The sequence below is a fragment of the Paenibacillus sp. FSL H8-0048 genome, assembly GCF_038002825.1.
Taxonomy (GTDB): domain Bacteria; phylum Bacillota; class Bacilli; order Paenibacillales; family Paenibacillaceae; genus Paenibacillus_AQ.
The window spans coordinates 5,179,378-5,193,536 of the sequence record NZ_JBBODF010000001.1; the positions used below are offsets into that span (position 1 = coordinate 5,179,378).

At 50.2% G+C, this 14,159-nt stretch carries 10 protein-coding genes; all 10 read left to right on the plus strand.

The features are described from left to right. The first annotated feature begins 25 nt into the window (after positions 1-25). The 10 genes from NSU18_RS22235 (at position 26) to NSU18_RS22280 (ending at position 14,035) form a co-directional block, all read left to right on the plus strand. Positions 26-904 (plus strand): flagellar hook-basal body protein, encoded by an 879-nt coding sequence (locus NSU18_RS22235; RefSeq protein ID WP_341016166.1) that lies wholly within the window; start codon positions 26-28, stop codon positions 902-904. A 69-nt stretch (positions 905-973) separates the two neighbouring features. Further along, positions 974-1,795 (plus strand): flagellar hook-basal body protein, encoded by an 822-nt coding sequence (locus NSU18_RS22240; protein ID WP_341016169.1) that lies wholly within the window; start codon positions 974-976, stop codon positions 1,793-1,795. Positions 1,796-1,804: 9 nt separating this feature from the next. Then, a complete protein-coding gene (locus NSU18_RS22245) occupies positions 1,805-2,044 on the plus strand; it encodes a DNA-directed RNA polymerase subunit beta (protein WP_341016172.1) in 240 nt (79 codons plus the stop codon). A gap of 304 nt (positions 2,045-2,348) precedes the next feature. After that, a complete protein-coding gene (fabZ, locus tag NSU18_RS22250) occupies positions 2,349-2,771 on the plus strand; it encodes a 3-hydroxyacyl-ACP dehydratase FabZ (RefSeq protein ID WP_036699258.1) in 423 nt (140 codons plus the stop codon). A gap of 47 nt (positions 2,772-2,818) precedes the next feature. Further along, positions 2,819-4,537, plus strand: coding sequence for a phospho-sugar mutase (locus NSU18_RS22255; protein ID WP_341016174.1), 1,719 nt, complete (start codon positions 2,819-2,821; stop codon positions 4,535-4,537). A gap of 147 nt (positions 4,538-4,684) precedes the next feature. Continuing rightward, entirely contained in the window at positions 4,685-6,724 is a 2,040-nt protein-coding gene (locus tag NSU18_RS22260) for a DUF5693 family protein (RefSeq protein WP_341016176.1), read from the plus strand. Further along, complete coding sequence (gene csaB, locus NSU18_RS22265) at positions 6,697-7,863, plus strand: polysaccharide pyruvyl transferase CsaB (RefSeq protein WP_341016179.1); 1,167 nt, start codon at positions 6,697-6,699, stop codon at positions 7,861-7,863. Before NSU18_RS22260 ends, csaB begins: the two co-directional genes overlap by 28 nt. A gap of 70 nt (positions 7,864-7,933) precedes the next feature. After that, a complete protein-coding gene (locus NSU18_RS22270; RefSeq protein WP_341016182.1) occupies positions 7,934-8,629 on the plus strand; it encodes a WecB/TagA/CpsF family glycosyltransferase in 696 nt (231 codons plus the stop codon). A 113-nt stretch (positions 8,630-8,742) separates the two neighbouring features. Next, positions 8,743-9,870 carry a glycosyltransferase family 4 protein gene (locus NSU18_RS22275; RefSeq protein ID WP_341016184.1) on the plus strand — a complete coding sequence of 376 codons (1,128 nt, stop codon included), beginning with the start codon at positions 8,743-8,745 and terminating at the stop codon, positions 9,868-9,870. 229 nt (positions 9,871-10,099) lie between these two features. Next, a complete protein-coding gene (locus NSU18_RS22280) occupies positions 10,100-14,035 on the plus strand; it encodes an S-layer homology domain-containing protein (protein WP_341150072.1) in 3,936 nt (1,311 codons plus the stop codon). Positions 14,036-14,159: the final 124 nt, after the last annotated feature.

The following is a 14,159-nucleotide window of genomic DNA, read 5'->3' on the forward strand; positions in this document are numbered from 1 at the left end:
CAGATTCCAGGAAGGGACTGACCTCATGCTCAGAGGATTATATACAGCCGCAGCAGGAATGGTGACGCAGCAGCGCAGACATGATACGGCGACGCAGAACTTGGTCAATTTAAATACTACGGGGTACAAGCAGGTCGACAGTGTCAGCCACGCATTTCCCGAGGTGCTGATCACCGCGATGAACAGGGGCGTAACTCAGCCTGTCGGACGTATCAATACCGGGGTTTTTGCCGAGCAGTCCGTCTCCCAATACCTGCAGGGCGACCTCATTGAGAGCGGCAAGAGCATGGATTTTGCGCTGTCTACCGATCTGCAGGTCCCAGACCCGGAGAATCCGGGCGTAAATCTTGTTTTTGACGGCTCGGGTAAATCTATCAGTGCAGATGGCGAGGTTACTTACCGGCCCCAGGCGTTCTTTACGGTTCAAGACAATGAAGGCAATAATTTATATACACGTAACGGAAGCTTTACAGTTGCTCCTACAGGGGAAGTGCTTAGCTCAGGTGGATTCAGAGTGCTGGGCAGTGACGGCAATCCGCTGCGATTGACAGGGCCCCAGGATAACCTTAAAGTGGACGGGCAGGGCAATCTGATTAACAATGCTACCGGGCAGCCTTCAGGTACCCGGATCGGAATCAGCGTCATCACAAGACCGCAGGAGCTGGTGCGTGACGGTAATGGTGTCTTCCATGCTGATGATGCCGAGGCTGCAGACATCCGCTTTTCCAATGGAACTGATAATCTGCAGGTACGGCAGGGCTACCTTGAGAACTCTAATGTCGATGCCACTCAGGTCACTGTGGATATGAATGCCGCTTACCGCGCGTATGAAGCGAATCAGAAAGTGATCCAATTCTATGACAGCAGTCTGCAGAAGGCTGTGAATGAGGTCGGCCGGGTATAGGCTGTACGGATCATTTTATTGAGAGTGTAAGCCTGTTTCTTCTTATTAAGCTTGTAGGAGGTTAGACCTGTGAACAACTCGACAATCGGTGCCGCTGTCTCAATGGCCAGTCTGCAGCAGCGGCTGGATATTATAGCGGATAACATTGCCAATATGAATACCAACGGTTATAAGAGCAAGCAAGGCTCGTTCGAGGATGTGCTTACCCGTGTACAGCAGCAATCCAAGGATTATAATCAGCCTGGACGCAGTATGCCGCTGGGCTTCAATATCGGCTTTGGGGTGCGTGTGCCTACAGTGTCAAGTAATTGGGAGGAAGGCACGCTCCAGGAGACCGGGAAGCCTACGGACTTGGCGCTTCAAGGCAACGGATTATTCGGCGTTCAGGTGAACGGTGAAACGGCATATACCCGTCAGGGCGCTTTCCACTTTACCCCGGATACCGCCAATAAGGACAAGATGATTCTTGTGGACAATACCGGCAATCCTGTGCTGGGTGCTAACGGCACCCCGATCAGCGTAGGGGCTAATGTAAGTGCCGCTATTGATGAGCGCGGGCAGGTGTGGACCAAGACGGATGAGACACAGCCACCTGTTCTGGCAGGCAGCTTAATGATTGTTGAGCCGCTCAGCAAGAATGCTTTGCAAGCTGTAGATGGTAATTTCTATGTATTGGCTGAAGGCGTGACAACGCAGCAGGCATTCGTGCAAAGAGCAGCGGGCGAAGCGAAGGATGTAGGCGTTCGCTCAGGCTATCTGGAATCCTCTAACGTGGATCTGAGCCGGGAAATGACGGAGATGATGCAGATTCAGCGTACGTATCAGCTTGCTGCCCGGGCGCTGTCCTCCAGTGACCAGATGCTGGGCCTGGCTAATAACATGCGCGCGTGAGGTGAAGGAATGAGTCGTGAGAAGGTTAAGACTGCACAGAATGCAGAAGACGAACAACAGCGGCCGGTGAAGCGGCGCAGGATTAGAGCCTGGACCATCATTCAGTGGTTCCTGATTCCATTGCTGCTGGTGGCCGCACTTGGAGGCGGGCTGGTCGTAGGGTATGTGATTCTCGGCAAAAAGGAACTGGGCGATGTGCTCCTGTGGAGTACCTGGAAGCATGTATATGATCTGGTGTTCGCACCTTGAAACGTTATGGTATACCGATATTTAAGGCTCCCTTGTTGTGCAGGGGAGTTTTCTTTTTTATACTGGAAAATGTATAATGATGGCGTGCCCTAAGAGCGCCAAAAAGGGCTCTCTCCGCCATGCTGCCGCGTGCGGTGGAGAAAGCCCCTTATCTTAACCTCCACTGCTGCAGGTGGTGAAGGATAATTATAGTTTTTGCCGAAGCTGTCCATATTTATGCAGAGACGGCGGAGAATAAACAAAAGTGCTGCTGTAGGCGGAGGTTCATAAGACGCGGTTACAACCGAAGGGAGCTTTAATAATTATGATGGATACCAATCAAATTCAAGAAATAATCCCCCACCGGCCCCCATTTCTGCTGGTGGACAAAATTACAGAAATAGAAATGGGCAAACGTGCAGTCGGTATCAAGAATGTAACGGTAAACGAGCCGTTTTTCGCCGGACACTTCCCTGGCTTCCCGGTAATGCCGGGTGTGCTGATTACGGAAGCCTTGGCTCAGGTAGGTGCTGTGGCTATTCTTGGAGTGGAAGCTAACCGGGGCAAAATCGGTTTTCTGGCCGGGCTTGACGGCTTCCGCTTCCGCGGACAGGTTGTCCCTGGCGATACCCTTGTGCTTGAGGTAGAGATTACCCGGCTGAAAGGCAGCATCGGCAAAGGACAAGCCACTGCCAAGGTGGACGGCAAAACGGTAGCGTCCGGCGAGATTATGTTCGCACTCAGCTAGTTCCTGTTATAAACTTATTTATTATAGATGGAGAAGGAGAGATTGACATGACTGGATTAAGCCCGAAGGCGCAGGAGACCCTGACACGCTGGCTGCAGGACCCTTCTGTCGACGAGAACACCAAAGAAGAGCTGAAGGCTCTTGCCGGTGAACCGAAGGAACTGGAAGAACGATTCTATAGAGATCTTGAATTTGGTACAGGCGGCTTGCGCGGAGTCATCGGAGCTGGAAGTAACCGGATGAACCGTTATACAGTAGGCCGGGCTACTCAGGGCTTCGCCGATTACATTCTGGGACAACATACTGGAGAAGGCAGACCCTCGGTGGTTATTGCCCACGATTCCCGGCGATTCTCGCCCGAATTCACGCTGGAGGCTGCACTTGTACTCGCCGGCAACGGAATTGAGACCCACTTGTTCCCGTCCCTGCGCTCCACGCCGCAGCTGTCCTTCGCCGTCCGTCATTTGAAGGCGTCTGGAGGCATTGTAATCACTGCCAGCCACAATCCGCCTGAATATAACGGATACAAGGTCTACAATGCCCAGGGCGGACAGCTGGTGCCGCATGAAGCAGAGAAGGTTATTGCTAACATTTTGAATGTCGACTCCTTCAATGGGGTAAAGCGCATATCTCAGGAGGCTGCAGAGAGCGAAGGCCTGCTGCACTGGCTGGGAGCCGAAGAGGACGAGGCGTTTACGGATACGGTTGCTGCGGTAAGTGTCAGCCGTGAAGAGATTGCCTCTTCGCTGGGCCGTAATTTCTCCATTGTCTATACGCCGCTGCACGGGACAGGCAATCTTCCGGTCCGCCGTGTCCTGGAGAAGATCGGCTTCACTCAGGTCCATGTGGTTCCTGAGCAGGAACAGCCGGATTCCGAATTCTCTACTGTGAAATCTCCGAATCCGGAGGAACGTGAAGCCTTCACCCTGGCGATGAAGCTGGGCGAGGAGCTGAACGCGGATCTGCTGATCGGTACAGACCCGGATGCTGACCGTATGGGCGCTGTGGTTCGTGACAACGAAGGCAAATTTGTAGTGCTGTCCGGGAATCAGTCCGGTGCGCTCATGATTCATTATTACCTGAGCCGTTTACAGGAACAAGGGAAGCTGCCGGCTAACGGCGCTGTAGTCAAGACTATTGTAACCAGTGAGATGGGTGCTGCTGTAGCCAGCCATTATGGTGCTACGGTGTTCAACACACTGACCGGATTCAAATATATCGGGGAGAAGATGAACCAGTTCGAGCAGTCCGGCGAGTATACGTATCTGTTCGGATATGAAGAAAGCTACGGTTATCTGGCCGGCAACTATGCCCGTGACAAGGATGCAGTCCTTGCTGCGATGCTGATCGCTGAAGCGGGTGCCTATTACAAGGCCCAGGGCAAGACCCTGTACGATGTGCTGCAAGAGCTGTATGCACAGTTCGGATACTTCCTGGAGAGCCTGGAGTCCCGCACGCTGAAGGGCAAGGATGGAGTGGCTCAGATTCAGGGGATTATGAATGACTGGCGGACCAGCCCTCCGCACGAGATCGCCGGTGCTTCCGTGACGCAGGTGCTGGACTATTCCCTGGGGCTTGATGGTCTGCCTAAGGAGAACGTGCTGAAATATCTGCTGTCGGACGGCTCATGGTTCTGCCTGCGCCCTTCCGGCACGGAACCGAAGATCAAAGTGTATTTTGCCGTGGTGGGTGAATCCCTGGACAACGCCAAGCACAAGGTTGCGGAATTGACCAGTCAGGTTATGGCACGGGTTGACGGGAAATAATAAGCAATAGATAACTTCCCTGCGGAAACGGAGCTGCTCCAGATGGACAGACCTCCGTTTCCGCTTAAATTTGCCGCTGGCAAGAGGGTTGGGCCGGCAGCTGTGACGTAAGGCAATCAGGTTTAAAGTGAAAGAGGAGGTACTTTGGTGCAGCAGAAATGGCAACGCTGGAATATAGCATCACGCAAGTGGTTATGGATCATTATGGTGATAGGGCTTATAGGTGCGCTTCCGGTCGTATACGACCGTCTACAGACAGAGAAGTCTTCCAAATCGGTTGAGTTTGTCTTTGATTACCGGGATCTGGTTGAGGTTGCGAGCTACCGGCAGAATCCGCAGGATTATATCAATGAACAGCTGGACCGGCTGAAGACAGCCGGTGTTCAGAGTATGGCTATCTATGAAAATACATTGGAGGATTTCCGCAAGGCGCGCCGTCTGATGATCTGGGGAGCGTCTGATATCGCCAATCTTACTGATACTGTGATTCCGGAGAATGAGAACTATACATATGTCCTCTTTACCAGTGCGAAGAACAGTGAAATGCTCTCACCGGTTATCCGCGATGCCTTCAGCAGACTGGACATCCGGACGGAAGAATGGAACTACCGCGGCCAGCAGGGGCTGATCATCCAGACGCCGCTGGAGGATGCAACGCTTAAGCCGCTGCAGCCGGACCCGATTACACTGGAAATGCTGCATGAGAAGGGCTTCAGCATTGTGCCCCGGCTTGTAGACTCGCTGGCATACAATCAGGATGCCGTGAAGAAGCTGCTGGACCGTTACGCTGAGCTTGGCGTCAAGCGGATTCTTTTTGAAGGAGAGTCGGTTAAGGGGTACTCCGATGATGCGGATACGGGCAGTCTAACCGCCTTCGCTGACCTCCTGAAGCAACACGGGATGGGAATAGCGGCAATCGAGAATATTAAGGTTCAACAGAAGGGCTTCTCCAAGCTGGCTTATATGCTGGATTACAACGTGACTCGCCTGTATTCCCTCAGCGAGGCAGATTCCAGCCTGAAGACTGAGGTGATTGCTGACCGGTTCGCACTGGGCACAAAAGACCGTAATATCCGCATGATCTATCTGAATACGATTCCCTCCAGAGATACCAAGAAGGCTGCCATCACAGATACGATGGATAACCTGATTGAGAGTCTCAGCGGACCTGAGGGCGCGGTGGCCAAGATTGAGGCGAACGGCTTCAACATTGGACAGGCTACAGCATTTGATGTGAGTGATTCGTCCTTCCAGCGTTATTTCAAGCTGATTGCGGTAATCGGAGCGGTGGCTATGGTTGCCCTGCTGTTCTCCTACTTCATTCCTTGGCTTACTCTGCCTGTATGGGTGCTTGGACTGGTTGGAAGTGCGGGACTGCTGATTCTGAAGCCGACATTATTTGAACAGGCGCTTGCGCTTGCTGTAGCTATAAGTGCACCTACCCTAGCTATCGTGCTGGCTATCCGCAAAATTAATGAGATGGGTCCGCCTTTACGCGCCAATCCGTTAACCTTTGCCGTGATGAGCCCGCGCCGCCGTCTGACGCATAGTCTCGTTCTGTATGTCAAAACTGCATTAATTACATTCAGTGCGGTGCCTTTCGTCATTGCGCTGCTGAATAATATTACCTATGCCCTGGTACTGGAACAGTTCCGCGGGGTAAGTCTGCTGCATTTGGCACCGATCGGGCTTACCGCAATCTATGTGCTTTTGTACCGTGGCGAATTTGCCTTTAACAAAACCGGTAAGCTGCTGCGGACGCCGATTACACTCGCTATGGTTATTGCCGCAGGTGTACTGGGTATCGTGGGAATGTATTATTTAAGCCGGACCGGGAATGCCGGAAGCGTAAGCGCACCGGAGAAGCTCCTTCGTACCTTCCTTGAGAATACCGTAGGGGTTAGACCCCGTAACAAGGAATTCCTGCTGGCGCATCCGCTCTTCATCCTCGGCGCATTCTTGGCCTATAAATACCGGAGTGCAGCCTTCATCATGATTATTGCAGTCATTGGGCAGTTGTCTATGGTGGATACCTTTGCCCATATTCATTCGCCTGTGCTGATCTCGCTGGTCCGCGGACTTCTAGGTCTTGGACTCGGCCTGATTATCGGTATTATCGCTGTTGGGGTATGGCAGATTGCGGAAGGATGTTGGAAACGATGGTCACCTCTGCTCAAAAAATTGTAATTTCAGGCTTTTACGGCTTCCACAACAGTGGAGACGAAGCCGTTCTGCAGTCGATTCTGAATGCTGTGCGCAAGCAGTCCCAAGCCGCCGGAGTAACGCTTGCGCCTGTGGTCTTATCCATTGATCCGGAGTGGACGGCTGCTACGTACGGGGTGGAGTCAGTACACCGGATGAAGCTGGGAGAGGTGCGGAGAGCCATATCGGAAAGTGCAGGTCTGATCAGCGGCGGCGGCAGCCTGCTTCAGGATGTTACAAGCAGTAAGACCATTCCGTATTACCTGGGTATTATTAAGCTGGCCCAGTGGATGGGGAAGCCGACATTTATCTATTCCCAGGGGATCGGACCGGTGAACCGCAAGCTGTTTCATCCGCTGATCAAATCGATTTTCCGGAAATGCGCTTATATCTCGGTGCGGGATGAACAGTCCCGCCTGTTGCTTCAGTCTATGGGGCTTAGCATTGATGAGATAGACGTTGTACCCGACCCGGTTATGGGGCTGGAGCTGCCTAAGAATATGCAGCCAGAACAGCATTCAGAAGCAGATAAGGCAGTTGGAACATCCAACTCCGGCATGCAAGGTTCGCCCGCTACTGTAGGTGTCTCCGTGCGCTTCTGGGAGCAGTCCCGCAAGGAGCTGGATGCCCTGGCTGAAGGTCTGCTGAGGGCTTCTGCGGTGCAGCCGCTAGACGTTCGCTTTCTTCCCTTCCATCATCCTGCTGATAATGAGGCTTCCCGCTACGTGATGCAGAAGCTGGGCGGGGGGATTGAAAACAACGGTGGGACGGTAAATATCCGTGAGGATACGCTCCATCCCTTGCGGATGCTGCGCGAGGTAGTTCAGTGTCAGGCACTTATAGGCATGCGGCTGCACAGCCTGATCTATGCTGCGGGACAGCGTGTTCCGCTGATGGGCGTCTCTTATGATCCGAAGATTGATCATTTTCTGGAGCGGGTGGATTGTCAGCCGGTGGGGAAGACGGATACACTGGAGGCAGACAAGGTGGCTGCCGGGCTACTGGAGCTGCTGAACTCGGGGGAGAACTGGAAGCAGGAGCGGGAGCCGCTGATTGCCGCGCTCACCCAAGAGGCAGAGGCTCCGGCCCGGCGAATTGCCCAATATTTCGGCCATAAAGGATGAGTGACAAGTGAAAGCAGATAGCGCAATACCGACAGTGCCCATTTTTGGCATACGAGTATCCAAGGCGGATATGAAAACAACCGTTTCCTATTTAACGGAGGCGGTTCATAAGCGTGAGCCTCATCAGGTAATTACTGCCAATCCAATCATGGTTATGGCGGCACTGGAGAATCCGTCTTATATGGAGATTATGAAATCAGCAGAGCTGGTCGTCCCCGACGGGACTGGAGTGGTATGGGCAGCGGAATACTGTCATGAGCCTGTAGCTGAGCGTGTAGCCGGTTTTGATCTTTTACATGAATTATTGCACCAGGGCGAAAGCTATAACTGGAGAGTATATTTGCTCGGTTCTACCCCTGAGGTGATTCGCGAGACGGCTTCCCGGTTACAAACAAGATATCCCGGTATTGTTATCGCAGGATATCATGACGGGTATTTTGGTCCGGCAGAGGACGAACAGATTGTGGGCGGAATCCTTGAAGCGAAGCCTGACTTGCTCTTTGTTGCCAGAGGAGCGGACAGCCAGGAGCCATGGATCGCCAAATACAAGTCCCGGCTGCAGATCCCGGTAATGATGGGGGTTGGCGGGAGCTTTGATGTGATCTCCGGCAAGAGCCGCCGTGCCCCTGTTGCCTTTCAGAAATTAAGGGCAGAATGGTTATATCGGCTGCTCAAGGAACCTACACGTTACAAAAGAATGCTTGCGCTGCCGAAATTCGCAGTAAAAGTGGTACGAGAGAAAGATAAAGTAACAAAAGATCAGTAAATTGAGGAAATTTACCGAAAAAATCCGTGGTATCGCCTAAAAACAGTATTGGAATTTGTTTTTGGTTCAGCGTATAATTCAATGCGGTAGAGAAATGGAGGTCGACTTTTCACATGTTAATTATATACATCGCCGGATTCATTGTGTGCATGGGGCTTGCACTGCTTTTGACGCCGTTCGTGAAGAAATTCGCTATTAAGATCGGTGCGACAGATGTGCCAAATGCCCGTAAAGTGCATACGAAGATCATGCCCCGCCTCGGCGGACTCGGCATATTTCTGGCGTTTGTGTTAGGCCTGCTTGCCGTATTACCGATTATTCCTTATGACTTCACTCCCCGGGAGGCTAATTTCATTAAGGCGCTGCTATGCGGCGGCGGTCTGATTGTGTTGATCGGCGGTCTGGATGACCGTTTCGAGCTGTCAGCCAAAGTGAAGCTGCTGGGCCAAATTGCCGCTGCCTGCATCGTGGTTTTCGGGTTTGGCATCACGGTTGATTTCGTAAATATTCCTTTTCATAATAGCTATTCTTCCTTAGAGAGCTGGATTGCCATCCCTCTGACGATCTTCTGGATAGTCGGTGTCACGAACGCCGTGAACCTGATCGACGGACTGGACGGGCTTGCAGCAGGCGTATCCGGTATCGCAATTGCAACGATTGCCGTCATGGCCTTCCTGATGGGGAACACCATGGTTGCCCTGCTCTGTCTGCTGCTTCTGGGCAGCATTCTGGGATTCCTGTTCTTCAACTTTCATCCCGCCAAAATCTTCATGGGCGATACAGGCTCGCTGTTCCTGGGCTTCTGCCTGGCGCTGCTCGCACTGCTAGGCTTCAAACAGATTGCGGTAGTCTCATTCATCACACCACTCCTGATCATCGGAGTTCCGTTATCGGATACATTCTTCGCCATCGTCCGGCGCAAGCTGCAGAAGAAGCCAATCTTCGCTCCGGATAAAGGCCATCTCCATCACTGTCTGCGCGAACTTGGCTTTAGCCACCGCCAGACGGTACTTATTATCTACGGCATTGCCGCATTCTTCGGCATCCTGGCGGTCATCCAGACCTCAGCTTCGCTTTACGAAGCCAACTGGGTTACCTTTGTAGTCATCTGTGTCATGCTCTTCTTCCTGCAGATCGGTGCAGAGATTACCGGGGTCATCAGTAAGACCAAGCGTCCGGTGATTGATTTGTTTTTGAGAATGCGGATGAAGGTTGGGCAAGAGCGGGGCAGCAAGCTATAAATTCTTCGGCATCTTAGCTTAACTCATCATTAGTTTCATTAAATATTAGTGCGTATCCTTTCATGAGGGTACGCCTTTTTTTGTCTTATGCTTGCAGCCGGGCAGGCTGAAGCCCTTTGCTATTGCAGATCTGGATGCCGCTTACAGAAAAGTTGTGCGTAGTCCTTCAAATTATGGGCTGCTGGACCGATAAAATAATTATCATCAACAAAAGGGAGAGGTTAATGACATGCAGCGCATGAGAAAAACATTTATCTGGACACTTCTGTTCGCTTTATTGGTATCCTTAGTCCCCCCGGGACTTATGAATATTGCGGCGGCTGCAGACAAGCCGACCAGTTACTTCACACCGGACAATCAAAAGCTGCGGAATACGGTTGATCTGACCCTGCTGCCGCCAGCTTCATCATCGTCATCTGCGCAAATTGCCAGAGGCAATGTATTGCAGGTGACAGATGCGAGTCTGACAGTAACAGGAACCTTCACCAAGGTAACCAGTTCTACACTTGGAGCCAATGTACAGTTATTGACGTGGGATCAGAAGAACGGCAAATGGCTGGAAGATCCTACACATGTTACGCCTGGAGTTGTTCAGCTGGATGTTGATAGTCCTGACAACCGCTTCAGTGCCAATTTGACCTTATATCCCGGTATGAACCGGATTACATTGACCGGATCACAGGGCAGTAATGACCGCTCAGAGGCATTTTACGTTCTGTTCGATAAGGTCCCGTATGTAGAGAAGCTTCAGGTTCTGGGAGGATCTGAGAAGCTGAATTTAAATGAAGGCGCGCAGTTGGTAGTAGCCAATAAGGAAATCACCTTGGAAGGTAAGGCCCAGAATGCTACCAAGGTTACAGTCTCTCTTAATGACGGTACGGCTTCAAGCACATCATTATTGCAGGACGGCACCTTCTTTTCCCAGCGTATGGAGCTTAAGCCTGGGGTAAATAGCCTTAAGCTGGTTGTCCAGAATGGTTCTGACACACTCAGCTTTCAATATTCAATTTTCTACTATGATGAGAAGAACCCGATAGTCGCCATGTACTTAGGAGATTCAAAGGGCCAGGGTCAGGATTTCTTATACGGAGACCAGCCAGTGATGACAGAAGACAGCGATACCGCCAATCTGTTTGTCCAGATGATGGTTCCTGATAATGCAGGAGTACCTTTTAGCGGATCGGCAGTTGTGAAGCTGGATAGTGTAGTCCCCGCTATTAAATATGGGGAAGGATTGACCCTTGGAAGTGGTGGTACTGTAGAGTTAAAAGTAGGCAATGGTGAAATTTTGGTGCCATCTCCAGTTAAGGATGCGCCGGCTTACCGGTTGGTAACTTTCCAGGTCCCTCTGACTCTAAACAAGGATAATGCAACACCCGCTAACCGCTTAGAAAAGCAAACGCACAATCTTTCAGTAGCATATGGCACCAAGACCGTTAACCGGTCTATTGATTTTCAGTATATGAAGAATAACATTGTAATTACAGATATGAAGTATTTGCAGGGATATAATGAGACTACAGATACAGTACCTGCCGGAGTAACGCTGAATGGGGCTAAGGTGGATTCTGGAGAATTCTATATCTTGGTCAAGACTAATGCTGCTGCGTCTGATAAAGTAACTACTCCTGTAAAACTGTTGGCAAGCTATCTTCCTTTGTCCACTAGGAAACTGGAACCTAAATGGATAAAATCACTATCCCTTACAGAGCACATCTTTAAAATTACGGATTTCCAGAACGGCAATCAGACTGTCCGATTCAAGATTGATGGCTCGTCATCAAACAAGGATGTGAATATTTCATTTGCTTCCAAGAGCTACATTTATGTATCCAACCTTACGGATGGCCAAACTTATGTAATAAACTCCAAAGAAAGTACAGTATTGAACGTAAAAGGACAATATATTGATTTTAATCTGGGCAGCAGCTACTTCCTGGCTGAAATGTATGTGAATGGAACGAAGAAGAAGCCCACGGGAACTGAGAAATGGCTTAACCCAAGTGATGGTACTTTTTCAGTTGATTTAGATATTGATGCAAGCAAAGGACCCATCGTATTCGGGGAGAACAAAATTGTTCTTACAGGAACAGGGGTAGATGAAAAAGGACAGGTTCGTGAGGTTCGCAAGGAACTGCGCGTCTATATTCTCGATGAGAACGTATCAACCATCAGCAAGTTCCAGCCAGCCTTAGGCACAGGGAGATCTACATTCCCGGACACTAATTTTGGACCAACGGATGTACTGCTCACGAAGTTGTTTAATTTGACACCTGATTTTATTTATAATGAAACAAAGTATACAACCAGTCTAAAAACTTACGATTTAGTGCTGCGGGGCAGCGGGGCTGTGAAGCTGAACCTGAACCTGGGTACCAAAAATATTTTGTCGCTTGATATTCCGGCAAACGCCAGTACTACAAATACAGCAAGCCCGGTGTTTGCGGATCAACGTTACACTACCAGCTTTGCCGGCAGTCAGAGGGATTTCGTAATGCGGATTCAGGATCTTACTAATGATACACCGGGAACCTACATTTATACGCTGGAACTGATTAACAGCACTGGTGCCAAAACTAGCCAGAAGCTGGAGTTAATCCGGGAGGTCAGTGCTTACCGCATTCTGTCTCCTCAGCCCTCTGTGGGGACTCAGTATGTTGTGAATAAGAACTTTGTTCATTTTGATATTGAGGCTGAGGGAGCTACAAGTGTTGTTATTGATAAAGAGCAGGCTGTTAAGCGAACGGATCTGGGACCTGGCAGATTTGCTCTGGATTATGTAGGCTTGAAGCCGGATAAGGCAAACAGCATCAAAATTCAAGTTGTCAGAGGAAGCAGTACAAGTACAGATACTATCTCGATATTCTATACGGGTACTGTGGCTGTTGATTCGCAGTATATGGCTCCTAAGGTAGCGGACAAATACAGTGTATTTAATAAGAAGCTGGAACTGAGCTTCCCGAAAGGGACTGTAATGCAAAGTACAGATACACGCAACCTGAAGAAGTTCTATCCGGATACCAAACTTCGCTTCGGCATTGCTGAACCGACAACAGGTGTGGTAGAACGCCGTAACGATTATGGCAATGTCATCGGCTTCCCGGTAACCTTTGAGGAGAGCGGAATTCCTAACTGGACTATTCCGGATGAATTCTCACTTCGTTTCAGCTCTCCATATGAGAGCAGCAACTTTGTAAGAATATCTGATGTGTACTGGATTAGCGGAGGACTAGGCGAACAGGGTGCTGTATCGACTGCAGGCTACATTCCTGCAACGAATGGCCTGGCTCCATATTCTGTAGATGGTTTGTTCGGTGATCCGCAGACTCCGGCAGAACGCAAGATCACTCCATCCAAGCGGGGAAAACTAACACTGGCCTTCGACTCTAATGTGGTTGATGACGCAGGGACTGTTGTAACTGTATTTCAATATAATTCCAACCGTGAATGGGTGAATATTGGTGGTACTGTAGATACCAACAAGCATACGATCAGTGTTCCGTTTGATGAGTTTGGTTATTACAAGGTTATGAAGATGAGCCGCGGTTATAATGACATTACGAATCATCAATGGGCCCGGAACATTCTCAATGCCCTCTATGCCAAGGGGATCATGAATAACCTGCGCTTTGAACAGTTTGGCACAGACGATCAGACTACAAGAGGAGAGTTCGCAACCCTGCTGGTAAAAGGCTTGAATCTGCCGCTTAACTATGATGACAATAAGACTTACGCTGATTTGGTTCCAGGGGCCGGTTCAGTGACTTGGGATTATGAACATATTGAAACAGCCTCGAGAGCCGGAATTGTGACTGGACTTACCGATGGGGTATTCGGACCAGATCAACCGATTACGCGCGAGCAGGCGGCAGTGATGATTGCCAGAGCACTCAAGCTGAAGCTGCCGGTTAATGATCAGAAATTAAAGGATGCAGTAGCCAAGTCATTCCTGGATTCCGGTAAAATAGAGTCCTATGCATTAGCCGCAGTTCAGGCCGTGTCAAAGGCGAAAATAATGAACGGGGCTGAAGTCACCACCACGGGTCAAAAGAAGGCTTCTTACAACTTTAATCCCAAAGCCAATATGACAAGAGCCGAGGCTGGTAAAATTGCTGTGGAGCTTTTGAAGAAAAGCACTACAATTTTCCCTAAAACTCTGAGCTAGGCAGTAACAGTCCTATAGTAAAAACCTTATTCAGGTTAAATTACCATTCGGACATCTTTGTAATCTGCTCCCATTTGCGTTACAATGTCAAAGAAACCATTTTTACGTGAAAGGTGAAAGCCAT

Coding starts and splice junctions, on each gene's coding strand:
- NSU18_RS22235 (WP_341016166.1), top strand. CDS start 26: ATGCTCAGAGGATTATATACAGCCGCAGCAGGAATGGTGACGCAGCAG.
- NSU18_RS22245 (WP_341016172.1), top strand. CDS start 1,805: ATGAGTCGTGAGAAGGTTAAGACTGCACAGAATGCAGAAGACGAACAA.
- fabZ (WP_036699258.1), top strand. CDS start 2,349: ATGATGGATACCAATCAAATTCAAGAAATAATCCCCCACCGGCCCCCA.
- NSU18_RS22255 (WP_341016174.1), top strand. CDS start 2,819: ATGACTGGATTAAGCCCGAAGGCGCAGGAGACCCTGACACGCTGGCTG.
- csaB (WP_341016179.1), top strand. CDS start 6,697: ATGGTCACCTCTGCTCAAAAAATTGTAATTTCAGGCTTTTACGGCTTC.
- NSU18_RS22270 (WP_341016182.1), top strand. CDS start 7,934: ATGAAAACAACCGTTTCCTATTTAACGGAGGCGGTTCATAAGCGTGAG.
- NSU18_RS22275 (WP_341016184.1), top strand. CDS start 8,743: ATGTTAATTATATACATCGCCGGATTCATTGTGTGCATGGGGCTTGCA.
- NSU18_RS22280 (WP_341150072.1), top strand. CDS start 10,100: ATGCAGCGCATGAGAAAAACATTTATCTGGACACTTCTGTTCGCTTTA.